This window comes from Streptomyces sp. NPDC047130 (genome assembly GCF_040643475.1).
GTDB lineage: Bacteria > Actinomycetota > Actinomycetes > Streptomycetales > Streptomycetaceae > Streptomyces.
Map to the genome: position 1 here is coordinate 68,245 of NZ_JBEYUK010000005.1, position 15,063 is coordinate 83,307.

The 15,063-nt window shown below is 73.2% G+C and carries 17 protein-coding genes; 4 read left to right on the forward strand and 13 right to left on the reverse strand.

Annotated features, from left to right (window positions below; translation table 11 throughout):
- Positions 1 to 25: 25 nt before the first annotated feature.
- From ABZ836_RS09480 to map, 10 genes are all read right to left on the reverse strand, one after another.
- Positions 26 to 226: a hypothetical protein gene (locus tag ABZ836_RS09480; RefSeq protein WP_356132682.1), complete on the reverse strand. Its 201-nt coding sequence runs from the start codon at positions 224 to 226 to the stop codon at positions 26 to 28.
- A gap of 177 nt (positions 227 to 403) precedes the next feature.
- Positions 404 to 1,276, reverse strand: a complete 873-nt coding sequence (locus ABZ836_RS09485; RefSeq protein ID WP_356132684.1) for a hypothetical protein — start codon at positions 1,274 to 1,276, stop codon at positions 404 to 406.
- Positions 1,277 to 1,588: 312 nt separating this feature from the next.
- Positions 1,589 to 1,849: a hypothetical protein gene (locus tag ABZ836_RS09490; RefSeq protein ID WP_356132686.1), complete on the reverse strand. Its 261-nt coding sequence runs from the start codon at positions 1,847 to 1,849 to the stop codon at positions 1,589 to 1,591.
- A gap of 39 nt (positions 1,850 to 1,888) precedes the next feature.
- Positions 1,889 to 2,569, reverse strand: a complete 681-nt coding sequence (locus tag ABZ836_RS09495; RefSeq protein ID WP_361140955.1) for an SMI1/KNR4 family protein — start codon at positions 2,567 to 2,569, stop codon at positions 1,889 to 1,891.
- Positions 2,570 to 2,664: 95 nt separating this feature from the next.
- Complete coding sequence (locus ABZ836_RS09500) at positions 2,665 to 3,879, reverse strand: PP2C family protein-serine/threonine phosphatase (protein WP_361140957.1); 1,215 nt, start codon at positions 3,877 to 3,879, stop codon at positions 2,665 to 2,667.
- 193 nt (positions 3,880 to 4,072) lie between these two features.
- Positions 4,073 to 4,591, reverse strand: coding sequence for a hypothetical protein (locus tag ABZ836_RS09505; RefSeq protein WP_361140959.1), 519 nt, complete (start codon positions 4,589 to 4,591; stop codon positions 4,073 to 4,075).
- A gap of 34 nt (positions 4,592 to 4,625) precedes the next feature.
- A complete protein-coding gene (locus ABZ836_RS09510) occupies positions 4,626 to 5,672 on the reverse strand; it encodes a PP2C family protein-serine/threonine phosphatase (protein ID WP_361140961.1) in 1,047 nt (348 codons plus the stop codon).
- Positions 5,673 to 6,019: 347 nt separating this feature from the next.
- Complete coding sequence (locus ABZ836_RS09515) at positions 6,020 to 7,525, reverse strand: oxygenase MpaB family protein (RefSeq protein ID WP_361140963.1); 1,506 nt, start codon at positions 7,523 to 7,525, stop codon at positions 6,020 to 6,022.
- The gene (gene uppS / locus ABZ836_RS09520; RefSeq protein ID WP_361141192.1) at positions 7,522 to 8,232 is read right to left on the reverse strand and encodes a polyprenyl diphosphate synthase; all 711 of its coding nucleotides are present in this window, start codon (positions 8,230 to 8,232) and stop codon (positions 7,522 to 7,524) included. Before uppS ends, ABZ836_RS09515 begins: the two co-directional genes overlap by 4 nt.
- A gap of 367 nt (positions 8,233 to 8,599) precedes the next feature.
- The gene (gene map / locus ABZ836_RS09525) at positions 8,600 to 9,367 is read right to left on the reverse strand and encodes a type I methionyl aminopeptidase (protein ID WP_361140965.1); all 768 of its coding nucleotides are present in this window, start codon (positions 9,365 to 9,367) and stop codon (positions 8,600 to 8,602) included.
- A 61-nt stretch (positions 9,368 to 9,428) separates the two neighbouring features.
- On the opposite strand from map, the gene ABZ836_RS09530 reads away from it, so the two are divergent.
- Positions 9,429 to 9,707, forward strand: a complete 279-nt coding sequence (locus tag ABZ836_RS09530; RefSeq protein ID WP_356132698.1) for a helix-turn-helix transcriptional regulator — start codon at positions 9,429 to 9,431, stop codon at positions 9,705 to 9,707.
- A gap of 106 nt (positions 9,708 to 9,813) precedes the next feature.
- Here the strand turns inward: ABZ836_RS09530 and ABZ836_RS09535 are convergent, their stop codons facing one another.
- Positions 9,814 to 10,761, reverse strand: a complete 948-nt coding sequence (locus tag ABZ836_RS09535; protein ID WP_361140968.1) for a helix-turn-helix domain-containing protein — start codon at positions 10,759 to 10,761, stop codon at positions 9,814 to 9,816.
- Positions 10,762 to 10,898: 137 nt separating this feature from the next.
- Between ABZ836_RS09535 and ABZ836_RS09540 the strand changes: the two genes are divergently transcribed.
- Together ABZ836_RS09540 and ABZ836_RS09545 are read left to right on the forward strand one after the other, a co-directional pair.
- Positions 10,899 to 11,921, forward strand: coding sequence for a saccharopine dehydrogenase NADP-binding domain-containing protein (locus ABZ836_RS09540; protein WP_361140970.1), 1,023 nt, complete (start codon positions 10,899 to 10,901; stop codon positions 11,919 to 11,921).
- A gap of 125 nt (positions 11,922 to 12,046) precedes the next feature.
- Positions 12,047 to 12,877, forward strand: coding sequence for an aminoglycoside adenylyltransferase family protein (locus ABZ836_RS09545; RefSeq protein WP_361140972.1), 831 nt, complete (start codon positions 12,047 to 12,049; stop codon positions 12,875 to 12,877).
- Here ABZ836_RS09545 and ABZ836_RS09550 read toward each other — a convergent pair.
- Together ABZ836_RS09550 and ABZ836_RS09555 are read right to left on the reverse strand one after the other, a co-directional pair.
- The gene (locus ABZ836_RS09550; protein WP_361140973.1) at positions 12,805 to 13,350 is read right to left on the reverse strand and encodes a hypothetical protein; all 546 of its coding nucleotides are present in this window, start codon (positions 13,348 to 13,350) and stop codon (positions 12,805 to 12,807) included. The genes ABZ836_RS09545 and ABZ836_RS09550 overlap by 73 nt on opposite strands.
- A gap of 106 nt (positions 13,351 to 13,456) precedes the next feature.
- Entirely contained in the window at positions 13,457 to 14,551 is a 1,095-nt protein-coding gene (locus ABZ836_RS09555; RefSeq protein ID WP_361140975.1) for a DUF2332 domain-containing protein, read from the reverse strand.
- A gap of 84 nt (positions 14,552 to 14,635) precedes the next feature.
- On the opposite strand from ABZ836_RS09555, the gene ABZ836_RS09560 reads away from it, so the two are divergent.
- Entirely contained in the window at positions 14,636 to 14,977 is a 342-nt protein-coding gene (locus tag ABZ836_RS09560; protein ID WP_361140977.1) for a DUF6233 domain-containing protein, read from the forward strand.
- Positions 14,978 to 15,063: the final 86 nt, after the last annotated feature.

The window sequence follows — 15,063 nt, forward strand, 5'->3', positions numbered from 1 at the left end:
GCGGCGGGAGCCGGCAGGGGTGTGCTCACTGTGGTGCGGGCGGGCCGGAGCGGTCCGGGGTCGCGGGGTCCGGGGTGTGCCGCTGGGCGTCCTCGTCCGGTGTGTGTTCGCTGTCCTCCGGTTCGCCGGTGAGGCGGCTGGCGAGACGGTAGGCCACGGTCACGTCGCGGTACTGCTGTCCGGGCGTCACCCGCGGAGGAAGGTTGGTCCTCCTGGTACGCGACACCGACTCACGGGCTCCCGAGCCGGGGAAGGAGACCCTCGTTCGTGGGGTGACGGCGAAACGCAGACGCTCGCCGCGGACGACCGCGTCGAACGAGACGTCCGGGGCCGGGCCGGCAACGCCGGGAGGCTCGTCGGCGGACGGCTCGGGCGTGGGGGGAGGTGGCGCTGGGGTGTCCGTTCAGGGCGGTTCGCCGTGTTTCCCGGTACCGCGTCGGCCGGTGGGGCGCGGCGCCACAGCATCGTCCTCGGGGGCACGGCGCCGGCGCGAGGAACGCCGGTCCTCGGCACCGGAGCCGGCACGCGCCGACCGCTGCCGTCCAGCCGGCCGGTCGGCAGGGGGCGTGCGGCGCGTGCTGGACGCCGGCGGTGCGGCGGAAGCTCCCGCCCCGGTCCCGGTCCGGCGAGTCGTGTCACCGGCGCCCGCGACGGCACCGCCCGCCGCGCCGCCCACCTCCTCGACAGCTTCCGCCGCATCCGATCCGACGTCTCCGGCGAGTCCGCCGACTCCCCGGCCGACCTCCCCGACGGCCTCGCCCACGTCGTCCCCCACCGCCTCGACGGCGGTCCCGGCCGCCTCGCCGACACCGCCCACGGCCGTGCCGGCGCCCCGGCCCAGATCCTGCACGGCCGAGCCCATCCGCCGCACCAGATCCGCCATGATCTGCGGATTACGGTCGAGCGTGGTCAGCACCCGGTCGATGATCAGCGCGACGTTGTCCAGCCGGACCTTCAACCGGGCCTGCGCCTCCACCCCGGAGATCCCGAGATGCACCTGGCCCAGAGCGACATCGGCACCCACGTTCAGCTTGAGAAGGTCGAGCACCTCGGCCTGCAGGGACACGCGGGCCCGTAGATCCTCCACATCGAGATCGATCTCATCGACCCTCAGCTCCGGCACGTCGAGGAAGACGTCCGGATCCCCCTCGGGCGACGGACGGCCCACCGTGGTTCCGGCACCGCCTCCGGCCGGCAGGTCCTCGTAGTCGTAAAGTTCCGGCTCCTGCGCGGCACTCGCCGCGTCACCGCCACCGTTCTCGCCGTGCTGCCCCATCGCCGCGCCTCCACGAACTCGCCCGGGCGTTCCGTCATGCATGCACTGCTACCAGTCTGACGCGAACCATCCCGAAGCGACCAGAGCACCGCAAGTCACCGGAAACGCACCACACCCCACTCCCCCGCCCACCACAGGCGCCCCCGCCTCGGGAGCGGCAGGCAGCGGGAGCGCCGCCAGCAGAGCCGAACGGGTGAACCGGCGGGCGAGCGGGACCGCGGACGCGGGCCCGTACCGAACAAGGCACAGGCGGAGGGCGCGGCGCTGTGTCCCCGGGCGACCGTGCACGCCGCCGGAGGGAGGGGCCGCCCATCACGCGCGCCTCACGGCAGCCTGAACACTGTCGTAGGCGACCACCAGGAAGGTGACGTGCGCGGCACTGCCGGTGTGCCGGAACGTCGACGCGCCGAAGGAGCGGGAGTCCTCGCAGCCCGTGTTGCCTACCAGCGGACAGGCCTGCGCACGGTGGGCACCGCTCATCTCCACGGCCGGGGGCCGGGCGGCCACCTCCCACCCCGGCATCACCGCCCGGTCCGGCCGCCTCTCCGGGACCTGGTCCCTCGTCAAAGCCACCGCCGCAACCGACCAGCCAATCGGATCGGTCGGGGTGGCTCAGCCTGGTTCCCGTGCTGTCGCCTCGGCTTGACGCAGCCAGCCGGTGTACCAGGAGGCGAAAGTCATCGGCGTCCCGTCGTCATGCAGATGCGGCGCCAGATCGGTCTCGTCCGCGCGGTCGTCCCTCCACACGGTGCCCCGGTGGGGGCCGCTGACCACCAGCCAGTCACGCAGCGCGCACCCGCGGTGGGAGATGACGAAGGCGCCGACGGTGCGATCGGGATCGAACATGACAGCGTCCCAGCGTCCGTCCCACGCCTCCATGGCGTCGTCGAACTCCTCGCTCTCGTCGAAGTCCTCCTCCTCGGGGCACTCGGCCGCCAGTTCCTGCAGCAGCTCCGGGTCCGGGCCCTGCTCGGGAAACGGCTCGGCGAGCCGGGACAGATCCGCCAGTTCGGCGCCGTCGCCCTCCCACCGCCAGCGGCCTTGTATCCGCCGCACCGGGAACACCCCGTAACCGGGGCCCGCGCCGCCCGCTCCGACGCGCAGAAGGAAGGCACGGAAGTCGTCCGGCAACGTCACCTTCATCTGCGCCTCGAGCTCGGCGAGCTCGGTGTGGCCGAGCGGCTGCTCCAGCACCCATCGATGCCCTACAGCCCCGAACACGCCGCCACCCGCAGAGGACGACCCCAAAGCCTCGACCCGTTCACGGACTCCCGCCCACTGTTGATCGTTCATGAGCACACGGTAGGGACCCGCCGAGGAAGGTGGACCGGCCGGGCAGTCTCGTACCGCATGACCGACCGGGCGCTTGGCACCGCTGCTCACCCGGATCAGTCGGAGAGGTGGTCCTGGGGTCGCCACTCGATCAGGAGGATCGTGGCGTCGTCGTTCAACCGGTCGCCGTGGTGGTCGAGGATGTCGTGGATCAGCAGCCTCAGGATCTCCGCCGGACGCTGTCCCGCGGCGGCCGAGCGGATGATGAAGTCCGTGAACCGGGCCAGGCCGAACTCGTCGCCGCCGCGGCGCGCCTCCGTCACACCGTCCGTGTAGAGCAGCACCCGGTCACCGGGTTGCAGAGCCGCCTCGTGAACCGTACGGGCGGCACCCGCCCCGCCGACCAGACCGTGCAGGCCCATCGGGGGCTGCGGAGGGCGCTCCAGCGCCTTGTCCAGGACTCGCTGGCCCCGGATCAGCAGCGGGGCGGGGTGACCGCAGTTGATCCAGCGCAGCACCCCGGTCTCCGCGTCCAGCTGGCACACCAACCCCGTACAGAACTGGTCGGGAAGCCACTGGCCGAGAGCGCCGTCGACCGACGCGATCATGTCCGGCAGATCGGCACCCGACCGCCGAGCGTTACGGCAACACGCGATCGCGACGGCCGTCGTCAGGCCCGAGGCGAGGTCATGCCCCATCGAATCGAAGATCGCCGCGTGCAGGACGTTCCGCGTCAGCGAGTGGTCGAAGGCGTCCCCGCCCAGGTCGTAGGCCGGCTCCAGCACGCCCGTCGATGTCACCGACGTCGTCCCGATGCTCCGCGGCGGCAACAGGGCCCGCAGCATCTCCGTATGCACGTGCATCGACCGCGTGCGGATGCGCGACACGAACCAGTCGCTGTACGTGCGTTTCGACGTCACCACCATCGACAGCGTGTGCGCCAGCAGACGGCACCGGCGCAACCGCGTCGCGTCCATCGCCTCCGCCCGCACACCCAGCACGCCCAGCCGTTCCGCGCCGTCGACCAGCGGCAGCCACACCAGCAATTCGTCGAGCTGCTCCTCGACCCGGACCGACAGGGTCCGGTACGCCCACCCCGCGGCACTGTGATCCACGGGGTACGGAGCATCCTGCTCGTCCAGGGGGAGCAACACCCGCTGCTGGAGATCGACGAGGTACACGGCCGCACCCGACAACCCCATCACCCGGGCGCAACGGTCCACCGTCCCCGGCAACTGATACGGGACGATCGCATGGACATCCGCGAGCATCGACTCCAGCAACCGCTCGTCAAGACCGGAGACCCCCGCGCTCTCGAACTCGTCCGACATCACGCCACCTCCACACCCACCCCACTCTCACACGCACCACCCCGCGCCACACCCCGGCAACACCCGAACACGCCGCCCGGCCCGCACCGGCGCCCGGACGGGAACCGGAGAACCCCGCCGCGGGACGGGCGGACGACCGGGTCGTACCGCTCCACCTGTGAACCACCTGTGCATGGAGGAACGCCGTCGAGCGTCAGTCGTCCGCGGCGACGAGGAGCGTGATCCGCCCGGTCGAGCGGTCGACGAGCACGAACTCGTGGAATTGATCGTGCACGCGTCCCCAGTCATGAATCGCTTCATCGCCGAGTTCGGCGAGGTAGTAGATGTCATCGGCTGCGGCCACGCGGGCGAACACCTCCCGCTGCAGATCCTCCTCCAGGTCGGTGGGCACGTTCCGGAGAGGCTCCACCCAGTCCCGGATGATCCGCACGGCCTTTTCCTGGCCGATGGACCCGTACAGGTCGGGAGTGATCGACCGGAGCCAATAGGGACCGTGCCGGGTCCCGTCCGGCAGAACACCCCCACCCGCGTAGTCGTCGCGGAACTGCTCGTGCCCGATGAGTGCGGCAAGCAGTTCCCTGCCGTCAGCCGACTCCGCGGAGAAGCTCAGCTGCTTGATGTCGACCCAGCGAAAACCGTGCTCCTTGGGATCCGGCATAGAGCGTCGGAAGTTGATGAAAGTGTCGCCTTCGTGAACGAGCCCGTTGTCCATGGCGCCAGCCTAGGCAGCAGGCCCCCTGGCCGGGTCACGCCCGGGGGTCTGGGTGGGTGTCGGTGGGGCGGCGGACCGCGAGGAGGGCGACGTCGTCGGTGAGGCGACCGTGGGTGTGGTCGAGGACCGCGTCCAGGACCAGGGTCAGCAGACGGGCCGGAGCGACACCGGCCGGCTCGTCCGCGGCCAGCCGCTCCAGCCAGGTCCGCAACGGGAAGTACTCCCCCGTGGGGCTCCGCGCCTCCGTCACCCCGTCCGTCACCAGCAGCACCGTCTCGCCCCGTCCGAAAGGCACACGCCGCACCGCCGGCGTCATGCCGACCAGATCGGCCATGCCGATCGGCGCGCCCGCCTGCTCGGGCAGCCGCCGCACACCCTGCGGCCCGATCACCAGCGGCCCCTCGTGCCCGAAATTCACCACCTCCACGACATCGGCATCGTTCTCGGGAAAGGCCAGAACGACCGCGGTCGCGAAACGCTCCATGTCGTCACCGCAGGCCTCACGCAGGCGGTTGTGCCGGACCAGACCGTTGTCCATCCGCCATGCCACCACGTCCAGATCACGCTCGTGATAACCCGCCTCCCGGAAAGCACCGGTCACCGCACCGGCCGTCGACACAGCGGGCAAACCCTTTCCCTGGACGTCGCCCAGAACCACCCGCGCCCCGAAAGGGGTGTCCAAGACGTCGTAGAAATCACCACCGACTTGCGCCTCCACATCCGCCGCCTGATAACGCGCAGCGGAATCCACACCGCCCCACCCGGGCGGAATGGGGCGCAGAATGACCTCCCGCGTCGCCTCCGCGGAACTCTGCAAATGACGCACGTACGTATATGCGCGCACCCGCAGAATGGAGGTCAGAACGGCAAGAACCGAAGCCGTCACCTGCAGGAGGAAATCCTCCGTCCGGATCACCGCCTCCGGATGGACCACGTCGATCCACCGATTCAGCCCCAGAACCAGCACGGCGAAAAAGGCTGTCATCCACGGCGAGCACACACCCGCCGCAAGCAGAGGCACCATCAGCAGCCAATTCACGACACGAATCGACGGCCCCAACTCCCCCACCAGGAAAATCACCAGCAAACAACCCGCCGGCAACAACCACGCGACCCCGGAAGGGCGCCTCGGCGCGGGCCCGCCGTCTCCCGCCGGCCCACCCCCACCGAAATAACCACTGCGAAGAGCGCGCATCATCACCCACCCAGTCTCCACTCCGCCCACAACCCAGCAGGAACAACCACACCGAGCCGCAGTGCTTTTCCGACGGGGCCACCGATCGGGTGGTGGCCACCGTGCGGGGGGGCGGGGTCGAGCGGGCCGTCCGGGTGACGGTGAGGAGGAGGAGCGACCCACGGTACGGCTGAGGTCCGAGGACGCCCGCCGGTGCGGTGCGGGCAGGGGCGCCGTCGTGCGGACGTGGTGTGTCAGGCGTCGGCGAGGAGGGGGTCGTAGGGGGTGTTCGGCCGGCGGCCCGACATGAAGGAGAGGAAGTCGCCCACGAAGGCGCTGCGCCCGTAGGTGCCGTCGGTGGTGACCAGGTCACGGTGGAAGGCGGTGCGGAAGAGCGCGCGGTACTCGTCCGCGTCGATGGTGCCGTTGCCGTCCTTGTCGCAGGCGTCGAAGAGGACCTCGGCGACGCGGATGAGCGCGGGGCCGGCGAGGGACGGAACGGCGGCGGCGTACTCGTCGATGCCGACCCTGCCGTCGCCGTCCGTGTCGAGGCTGGTCTGGAGCTCCTTCCACCAGGCGGCGAAGGCGTCGTAGAGGCGGGTCTCCTCGGGCTCGTCCAGGTCGAGGCGGGTGGCCAGTTCGCGTGCCATGGCGGCGAGGTCGGGCCAGTCGAGGTGGCCGTCCCCGGTCTGGTCGAGCACCTGGTGGAAGAACTCCTCCGCCGAGCGGCGGCCCTCTCCGGTGGCCGTCGTGGTGGGCGGGACCGGGTCGGGGTGGGTCCCGGTGTCGCCGCCGAGGGGGGTGACGAGGCGGAGCAGGGCCGTGGCGCGCTTCACCCGGGCGCGCAGGGCGCTGACGGTCCGCGCCCGGGGGTCGTCGCTGTCGGGCGAGAGGGAGAGGGTCTCGATGATGGTCCCGGCGTCGATCCAGCCCTTCGGCAGGAAGCGGGCGAGGCCGGCGGCGAGGTAGGCGCCCTGCATGAGGGTGGGGGCGCCGGGCGTCTCGGGCAGGCCCGCCTTGCGCCGGTAGGACTCGGGCAGTGAGGCGACGGTGATCGCGCCGAGGAGCGGGCCGACGACGGCGCGGCCGGCCGCCCACAGGGTCGGCGCGCCGTCGAGCAGTGCCGGGGCGGGCAGGTGGTCGAAGAGCCGGAAGAGGATGACGCGGGCCGCTTCGGTGTCCTCCAGTTCGTCCTCGACGACCCGGTCGAAGTAGCGCCAGAAGTCGTTGAGGTTCTCGGGGAGCTCCCTGGCGTCGCCGTCGAGCGCGGCGAGGTAGGCGCGGTACTCGGCGTACGTGCGCTCCATGGTGTCCTGGTCGAGCGGTTGGCCGCTCAGCCGGCACATGGTGACGGCGCTCTCGAAGAGGGTGGCGACCACCCACGCGCGGGTCGGGCGGTCCATGGCGTCGTAGGCCCGGCCGCGGGCGTCGGTGCCGCTCATGCGGGCGTGCAGCCGGTTGAGGCGGGCGGCCTCCCGTTCCCGGACCGCGGGGTCGGCGTCGAACATGCGGCGCATGCTGACGAAGGTGTTGCGCAGCCGGCGCCAGGGGTGGGCGATGAAGGTGGAGTTCTCGGCGAGTGCGGCACCGACCTGCGGGTGGGCGGCTTCCAGGACGGTGGCGCGGATGAGGGCCAGCGCCCAGCGCGGGTCGTCGAAGAAGGCGCGGAACGACGAGTCCTCCGGCGACCGGGGTGTCCCCTCGGCCGCGCCGGTACCGGTACCGGTGCCGCTGCCGGTGCCTGTGCTTGCGGTTGTCATCGGGTGTCTCCGTTCGTCTGGGTCGGCACGCCGCCGAAGCGGCGGTCACGGCCCCGGTAGGTGTGCAGGCAGGCGAGGAAGTCGGGGGCACGGAAGTCCGGCCAGAGCACCTCGGGGAAGACCCATTCGGCGTAGGCCACCTGCCAGAGCATGAAGTTGGAGATGCGCTGTTCGCCGGAGGTGCGGATGGCGAGGTCGACGTCCGGGGTGTCGGGGAACGGCAGGTGGTCCGCGAAGAGTTGCTCGGTCACCTCGTCGGCCGGTGTCCCGGCGCGGATCAGCGACCTGGCGGCCTCGACGATGTCCCGGCGGCCGCCGTGGTCGAAGGCGACGGTCAGGGTCATCCCCCGGTTCTCGGCGGTGAGCGTCGCCAGGTCCTCGAAGTCCTGGGCCAGGTGGCGCGGGATGCGCGGGTCCGAGGCCCCGAGGAAGCGGCAGCGGATGCCGCGGGCGAGCAGCAGCGGCGCGTGCTTGCGGACGACCCGGCGCACCAGGCGCATCAGGTAGTCGACCTCGGGGCCGGGACGGCTCCAGTTCTCGGTGGAGAAGGCGTACAGGCTGAGCCACTGGACGCCGGCCGCCCGGGCGGCCTCGATGATGTCGACGACGGTGGTCTCCGCGGCCCGGTGGCCCGCCGTCCGGGGCAGCGAACGCTGCTGTGCCCAGCGGCCGTTGCCGTCCATCACGCAGGCCACGTGCCGCGGCACGGCACGGGCCGGCGCTTCGTGCCGCCGCTGCTCGGCGTCGTCCCCCGGGCCGGCGGGACGGTCCACCGTCGCCGCGCCCGCCTGCCGGATGCCGTGGTACGCCACGGCCGGTCCCGTGCCGCCCCGAGCGGCACGGTCGGCCTTCCCGCGTTCGGTCACTTCCACCCCGCGTCCCCCCTGTCACGCCCGCCCCACCGGGGCGTTGTCTGTGAGGAGTCTGGAGGCGTGGAGGGGGCGTGATCGGCCGAACGGGTGGGATGTCACCCTTGGGTCATGTGCGCGAGTCCTCGCGGGTGGGGGGCTTTCTCCGGTAAACGCGGATCGGTGATCTTTTCGGCCGCTGCCTCACCCGTCGCCGCGCGTGCGGTTAGAGGAGGGTGAGGATGCGGGGGCCTTCGTCCGTGACGGCGACGGTGTGCTCGATGTGGGCGGCGCGGCTGCCGTCGGCGGTGCGCAGGGTCCAGCCGTCGGGGTCGACCCGGTAGGCGTCGCGGCCGCCCGCCATCAGCATGGGTTCGATGGCGAGGGTCAGACCGTGGCGCAGGCGGTAACCGCGGCCGGGGCGGCCGCGGTTGGGCAGGTGGGGGTCCTCGTGCATCCGGCGGCCGATGCCGTGTCCGCCGAAGTCGGCGGGCATGCCGCAGCCGGCGGCGTGGGCGACCGAGCCGACGGCGTGGGAGATGTCACCGGTGCGGCCCCCGGCCCGGGCCGCGGCGATGCCGGCGTCGAGGGCCCGCTGGGTGGCGTCGATGAGCTCCAGGTCGGCAGGGCGCGGGGTCCCGACGGTGAAGGTGATGGCGGCGTCGCCGGTCCAGCCGTCGAGCTCGGCGCCGCAGTCGACGCTCACCAGGTCGCCGTCCTCGAGCCGGTAGGCGGTCGGGATGCCGTGGACCACGGCGTCGTTCACCGACGTGCAGACGACGGCCGGGAACGGGACGGGGGCGAAGGAGGGCTGGTAGCCGAGGAACGGCGAGCGTGCTCCGGCCTCGTCCAGGACCGCGCGGGCCGCCTCGTCGAGCTCCCGCAGCGACACGCCGACCCCGGCCGCGTCACGTGCCGCGGCCAGGGCGCGCGCCACGACGCGTCCCGCCTCCCGCATGGCGTCGAGCGCCGCGTCCGTCTTGATCTCGACCATGTGCTGTGACTCCCCGCATCCGGATGGACCCAATACTTATACCGGTATTAGTATCACGGTCATGGTGCGCACTCCACTGACCCCCTGGGAACGCGAACGCGGCGAGCGGTTCGGCGCGCTGCTGCGCCGGGCACGCGGCGACCGGAGCATGGCCGAGGTCGCCGCCGCGGCCGGTGTCTCCGCCGAGACCCTGCGGAAGATCGAGACCGGCAGGGCCCCGACGCCGGCCTTCTTCACCATCGCCGCCCTCGCCGCCGCGCTCGAGGTCTCCCTCGACGAGCTCGCGGCGGCCTGCGCGCACGAGGCCGAGCAGGCGGAACGGACGCCGCTGTCGGCGTGAGACGGCGTACCCCGCTCGCCCGTCGTGACGCGACGGCGCGGTTGCTCAGGGCACGGGTCCGTGGCCCCGGTGCGTCCCGGACGGCGCGGGGCGAGGCATGTGCTGGTCAGCCGAGGCGGGAGCGGAAGGTGCGCCGGTAGGTGTCCGGGGGGACGCCCACCGTCCGGTGGAAGTGGCGGCGCAGGGTGGTGGCGGTGCCCACGCCGGTAGCGGTGGCGATGGAGTCGATGCCGTCGTCGGTGGTCTCGAGCAGTTCCTGCGCGTGGCGGATGCGCTGGGTGAGCAGCCAGCGCAGCGGAGTGGTGCCCGTGACGGAGCGGAAGAGGCGGGTCAGGTGGCGGGAGCTCATCCCCGCCTTGCGGGCCAGGTCCTCGACGGTCAGCGGCTGGTCGATCCGTTCGACCGCCCACGGCAGCAGGTCGGCCAGCGGGTGGTTGTCGGGTGTGGGCACCGGGGTGGCGACGAACTGGGCCTGTCCGCCGTCCCGGTGCGGCGGGACCACCAGCCGGCGGGCCACCGCGTTCACCACCGCCGAGCCGCGGTCCAGGCGGACCACGTGCAGGCAGAGGTCCATCGCCGCGGCCTTGCCCGCCGAGGTCAGCACGCTGCCGTTGTCCACGTAGAGGACGTCCGGGTCGACCTCCACCCGCGGGTGGCGCGCCTTCAGTTCGTCCGTGTGCGCCCAGTGCGTCGTGGCGCGCAGGCCGTCGAGCAGGCCGGCCGCGGCCAGGACGAACGCGCCGGTGCACAGGGACACCACGCGGGCCCCCGCGTCGTGTGCCGCCCGCACCGCCGCCACCAGTTCGGCGGGCAGCGGCTCGTCGAGGTCCGCCCAGCCCGGCACGACCACCGTGTCGGCGTCCGCCAGGCCCTCCAGTCCGCGGTCCGGTTCGAGGAGGAACCTGCCGCTGCCCACCGGCCGCGGGCCGCACACCACCAGCTCGTACCACGGTCCGGTCACCGCCGCCGGCCGGCTCCCGAACACCTCGACGGCCAGGGCGAGTTCGAAGTTCAGCATGCCGTCGGTGACGGCGATCGCGACGGTGTGATCCATGTCCGGAAGTGTACGCATCGTGTCACTGCAGACACTCACGGATGGCCGACACCGCCCGACAGGATGGTCATCGACAGCGCGCACACCGCCCGGCGACCGCCGGCCACGGAAGGTGGCGCCGACACCGAGGAGACACCATGCGTGAGGTAGCCGTCTACGGGGCGTACGGGCACACCGGCCGGTTCGTGGTCGCCGAGCTGCGGGCGCGGGGTTACCGTCCCGTGCTCACCGGACGGGACGCCGAGAAGCTGAAGGCGCTCGCCGCCACCGAGGACGGGCTGGAGGTCCGTCCCGCCGCGGTCGACGATGCCGCCGCCCTCGACGTCGCCCTCGCCGGCACCGTCGCCGTCGTGAACTGCGCGGGTCCCTTCGCCGAGACCGCCGCCCCCGTGATCGAGGCCGCGCTGCGGGCCGGCATCCCCTACGTCGACGTCGCCGCCGAGATCGAGGCCAACGTCGACACCATCGCCCGGTACGCCGACCGGGCCCGGGAGGCCGGCACCGTGGTGGTTCCCGCCATGGCCTTCTACGGCGGTCTCGGCGACCTCCTGGTCACCGCCGCCCTCGGCGACCGGACCGACGCCGACGAGGTCCACGTCGCCTACGGCCTCAACAGCTGGCACCCCACCGCCGGGACGCGCGTCGCCGGCGCCGTCTCGCGGCGCCGCCGCGAGGGCCGCCGGGTCCGCTACTCGGGCGGCCGCCTGGAGTACCGTGACGACGCCGCCCCCACGCTCACCTGGCCCTTCCCCGAGCCGGTCGGTGCGCGCGAGGTCATCGGCGAGTTCTCCATGGCCGACATCGTCACCGTGCCCAGCCACCTCGCGGTGCCCGAGGTCCGCACCTACATGACCGTCGAGGCCGCCCGCGACATCGCCTCCCCCGACACCCCCACCCCCTCCGCCGCCGACGAGCAGGGCCGGTCCGACCAGACCTTCCTGGTCGACGTCCTCGTGCGCCGCGACGGGGTCGAGCACCGCGCCACCGCCCGGGGACGCGACATCTACGCCGTCACGGCCCCCCTCGCCGTCGAAGCCGTCGACCGGATCCTCACCGGCCGCACCCGCGCCACGGGCGTCGCCACCGCCGGGCGCGTGTTCGACGCCCCGGACTTCCTGCGGGCGCTGTCCGAGCACCTGACCGTCGAGCTGAACGACTGATCCCCGGGTGTTCCGGGTCGAGCCGCAACTGTTCGGACCGGGAGGGCAGGGGCGGCAGGTGGAGGATCTTGCGGCGTCCCGTGAAATGACGTGCGGCCGGACGCGGGAGCGGGGAGGCTGGACCGGTGGACGAGGGCCGGGAAGTGGTGCGGGTCGTGGGCCGGGTGCTGGGCGGCGACGTCGTCGGCTGCTACCTGTACGGGTCGTCCGTACTGGGAGGGCTGCGCCCGGCGAGCGACGTCGACGTGCTGGTCGTCACCCGCGGGCGGATGGACGAACCGCAGCGCCGGGAGCTCCTCGACGGGCTGCGGGCCGTCTCCGGCACGCGCGCCGGTGCGCGTCCGCTCGAGGTCACCGTGGTCGTGCGGTCCGACGTCCGGCCGTGGCGGTATCCGCCGACGGCCGACTTCCTCCACGGGGAGTGGCTGAGCGAGGAGTACGAGGCCGGGCTGGTTCCGCGACGGACGCCGATGCCGGACCTGGCCCTGACGATCACCATGGTCCTGTCCGGCGACCGCGCGCTCACCGGCCCCGCCCCGGCGCGGGTCCTCGACCCCGTCCCGCACGCCGACCTGGTGCGGGCCTCCGTCGAGGGGCTTCCCGACCTGCTGGACGAGCTGGCCACCGACACCCGCAACGTCCTGCTGACCCTGGCCCGCGTCTGGTACACGCTCGGCACGGGCCGGATCGCGCGGAAGGACACCGCGGCCGACTGGGCGCTCGCCCGGCTCCCGCCGGAGTTCCGCCCGGCGCTGGAGCACGCGCGGCGCCTCTACCTCGAGTCCGGTTACGCGGAGGAGTCGTGGAGCGAGGAGCTGCGCGCGGGGGTGCGGCCGCTGGCGACGCGGGTGCTCGCCGAGATCGACCGGCTGCGCCCGCCCGGTCACCCGCCGGCACGAGGGGCCTCCCGGACGAACGCGGCCAGTTCGTCGGCGGATTCCGGAGTGAGACGGTAGAAGCCCTGGAGGCCGGTCGAGTTCTCGAGGCGGTCGTCGACGACGTGCTTCAGCTGCCGTGTCCGCCCCTTGAGGTTGCGCCAGGTGAGGCGGGACAGGAGGTCCCCGGGGATGGGCAGGTCGAAGCGCACGGGCGTGGCGTCGACGTGCACGGGCTCCGCCCCGCAGCCGCCGGAGCCGAGCATCCACCAGTCGTCGTGGCCGGGGAACGGCGGGTCCTCCCAGGTCGCCCGCGGGGCTCCGCAGCACTCCTGGTGGTCCCGGTCGACCACGCGCATCCGGGTGACGACGTGGACGACGCACCGGTCGACGTGGAGCGCGTACACCTCGTCCCCGGCCACGGCCCGCGACCACGTGGGGAGGGAGGAGTGCACGCCGCTGAAGGCGACGGGCGGCCGCTCCCCCACCAGGCCGGCCTTGCGCAGCGCACTGCATCTCTCGTGGGTCCACAGGACGGTGAAGGCGTCGGTCATGCGGATCATCGTAAGGACGGGGTCCGACAGTGCGTTCGGGCCTGATGCGACGGCAGATCCCCTGGTGGGGCGGGGTGTCGGGGGAACCGGCCCGGCGGGCGGCCCGTCAGGCGCCGGTGTCCGCCAGCCAGGCCAGCAGCCGGCCCCGGGACCAGCAGCGGCCGACGGCCTCGACCGTCGTGGCGGGTCCGTCGTACAGCGCGATGCCGAGGATGCTGTGGCCGGAGGCATGGCGGTCGCCGAAGGTCGGTACCGACGGCGCGACGCCGACCCCCTCCGCCGACACCCACGCCACCGGCCGCCGCGCCGCAGCCTCGTCGAGGCGGTGCAGGAACCGCAGCCGGCTCTCGGGTGGAAGCCGCGCGAGCGCCCAGGCGGTGGTGACGACCGGCAGGGCGTCGGCGGGAACGGCGGCGAAGGCCTCGGGGAGCGTCTCCAGGGGGTCGCCGCGCACGAGCAGCGGAGGGTTCTGCTCCGTCAGCGCGATCTCGGCGTCGAGCAGGGCGGCCGCCTCGTGCCGGTCCGGCGGCAGGCAGGCGCGCAGCCACCCGGCCTCCTCCGCGTCGGTCACGTCGATCGGGTCGTGGTCCAGGCCGAAGCGCGCGGCCACCCGGGGCAGGTTCCGTACCGGGAGGGGCCGGTCCCCGACGACCCCGGCGGACTGCCGCACGGGCGAGGAGGCGTCGCCCAGTGTCTGGCCGTTGCCGTACGCGACGGTCGCGTGGACGGCGTTGAGGTTGAGGCCGGCGGAGCAGCCGACGTCGATCAGGGCGATCCGCGGGGCGCCGAGCCGGTGCGCGGCCTCGGCGACGAGCGGCAGGAGCACGGTGTGGCGTCCGGTCTCTTCGGCGCGGACCCGCCGCCGCCCGGCGATCGCCGCGACCTGGCCGGCCAGCCGCGGGAGGGCGGCGACGGCCGCGACGGCCGCCGCGTCGGGGTCGCCCGCGGTGTAGGCCGCCGCGAGTTCGGGGGCCTGCCCGGTCAGGGCGAGGTGGTGCAGGGCGGCGAGGACGAGCGCCGGCTGCCGCCGGCGGGCGGGCGCCTCCTCCACGGCCCGCAGGGCGGCGTCGGACGCGCCGACGGCGAGGGCCACCCGCTCGTACAGCGGCGAGACCCGTGCGGCGCCGGTCTTGCCGAAGCGCCGGAAGGCGTCGGCGAGGGTGCGGGGTTTCGGGGCGGTCGCGGGCCGGCTGCCGGGCATGCGGGGAGTCTAGGCGGCGGGGTGACCGGCTCGGAGCGGTTCCCGGGAGCCGGAGCCCAGCGCTTCGAACGTATACTCGATTGCGTGACCGATCCCGATGCCGAGCCCTCACGGCTCGCCCTTCTGCGCTTCCTCGAGCGGGTGCAGCAGCGCGACCTGGAGCGCACCCGGCGGTGGATCGCGCAGGAGGAGCAGCGGGCGGCGGCGGTCCGGGACCGCCGGGCCGACGGCTGCCCGGAGCCCGAGTGGCTGATCGAGCACGGGCTGACCGGCCGCTCCCCCGTCTACGTGCATGTGGGCGGTTGCTGGAGCGGCGGCAGGCGCAGTCGTGCCGTCGCCCGGGACCAGGCGCGCCGTGCCCTGGCCGACGGGATCCAGCCCTGCCCCCAGTGCCGGCCGGACACGGAGCTCGGCCTGCTGGAGTGAGGGGCCCGGGCCCCCGGGACACGGGCCCGCCCCCGGCCCGGGGGAGCGGGCGTTCGGGGGCGGGTCCGCGGTGCGGCGACGTGCGG

Excerpts from the sequence above, each read along its gene's own strand:
- ABZ836_RS09485 (WP_356132684.1), bottom strand. The coding sequence starts at position 1,276 with ATGGGGCAGCACGGCGAGAACGGTGGCGGTGACGCGGCGAGTGCCGCG.
- ABZ836_RS09495 (WP_361140955.1), bottom strand. The coding sequence starts at position 2,569 with ATGAACGATCAACAGTGGGCGGGAGTCCGTGAACGGGTCGAGGCTTTG.
- ABZ836_RS09500 (WP_361140957.1), bottom strand. The coding sequence starts at position 3,879 with ATGTCGGACGAGTTCGAGAGCGCGGGGGTCTCCGGTCTTGACGAGCGG.
- ABZ836_RS09505 (WP_361140959.1), bottom strand. The coding sequence starts at position 4,591 with ATGGACAACGGGCTCGTTCACGAAGGCGACACTTTCATCAACTTCCGA.
- ABZ836_RS09515 (WP_361140963.1), bottom strand. The coding sequence starts at position 7,525 with ATGACAACCGCAAGCACAGGCACCGGCAGCGGCACCGGTACCGGTACC.
- map (WP_361140965.1), bottom strand. The coding sequence starts at position 9,367 with ATGGTCGAGATCAAGACGGACGCGGCGCTCGACGCCATGCGGGAGGCG.
- ABZ836_RS09530 (WP_356132698.1), top strand. The coding sequence starts at position 9,429 with ATGGTGCGCACTCCACTGACCCCCTGGGAACGCGAACGCGGCGAGCGG.
- ABZ836_RS09535 (WP_361140968.1), bottom strand. The coding sequence starts at position 10,761 with ATGGATCACACCGTCGCGATCGCCGTCACCGACGGCATGCTGAACTTC.
- ABZ836_RS09540 (WP_361140970.1), top strand. The coding sequence starts at position 10,899 with ATGCGTGAGGTAGCCGTCTACGGGGCGTACGGGCACACCGGCCGGTTC.
- ABZ836_RS09550 (WP_361140973.1), bottom strand. The coding sequence starts at position 13,350 with ATGACCGACGCCTTCACCGTCCTGTGGACCCACGAGAGATGCAGTGCG.
- ABZ836_RS09555 (WP_361140975.1), bottom strand. The coding sequence starts at position 14,551 with ATGCCCGGCAGCCGGCCCGCGACCGCCCCGAAACCCCGCACCCTCGCC.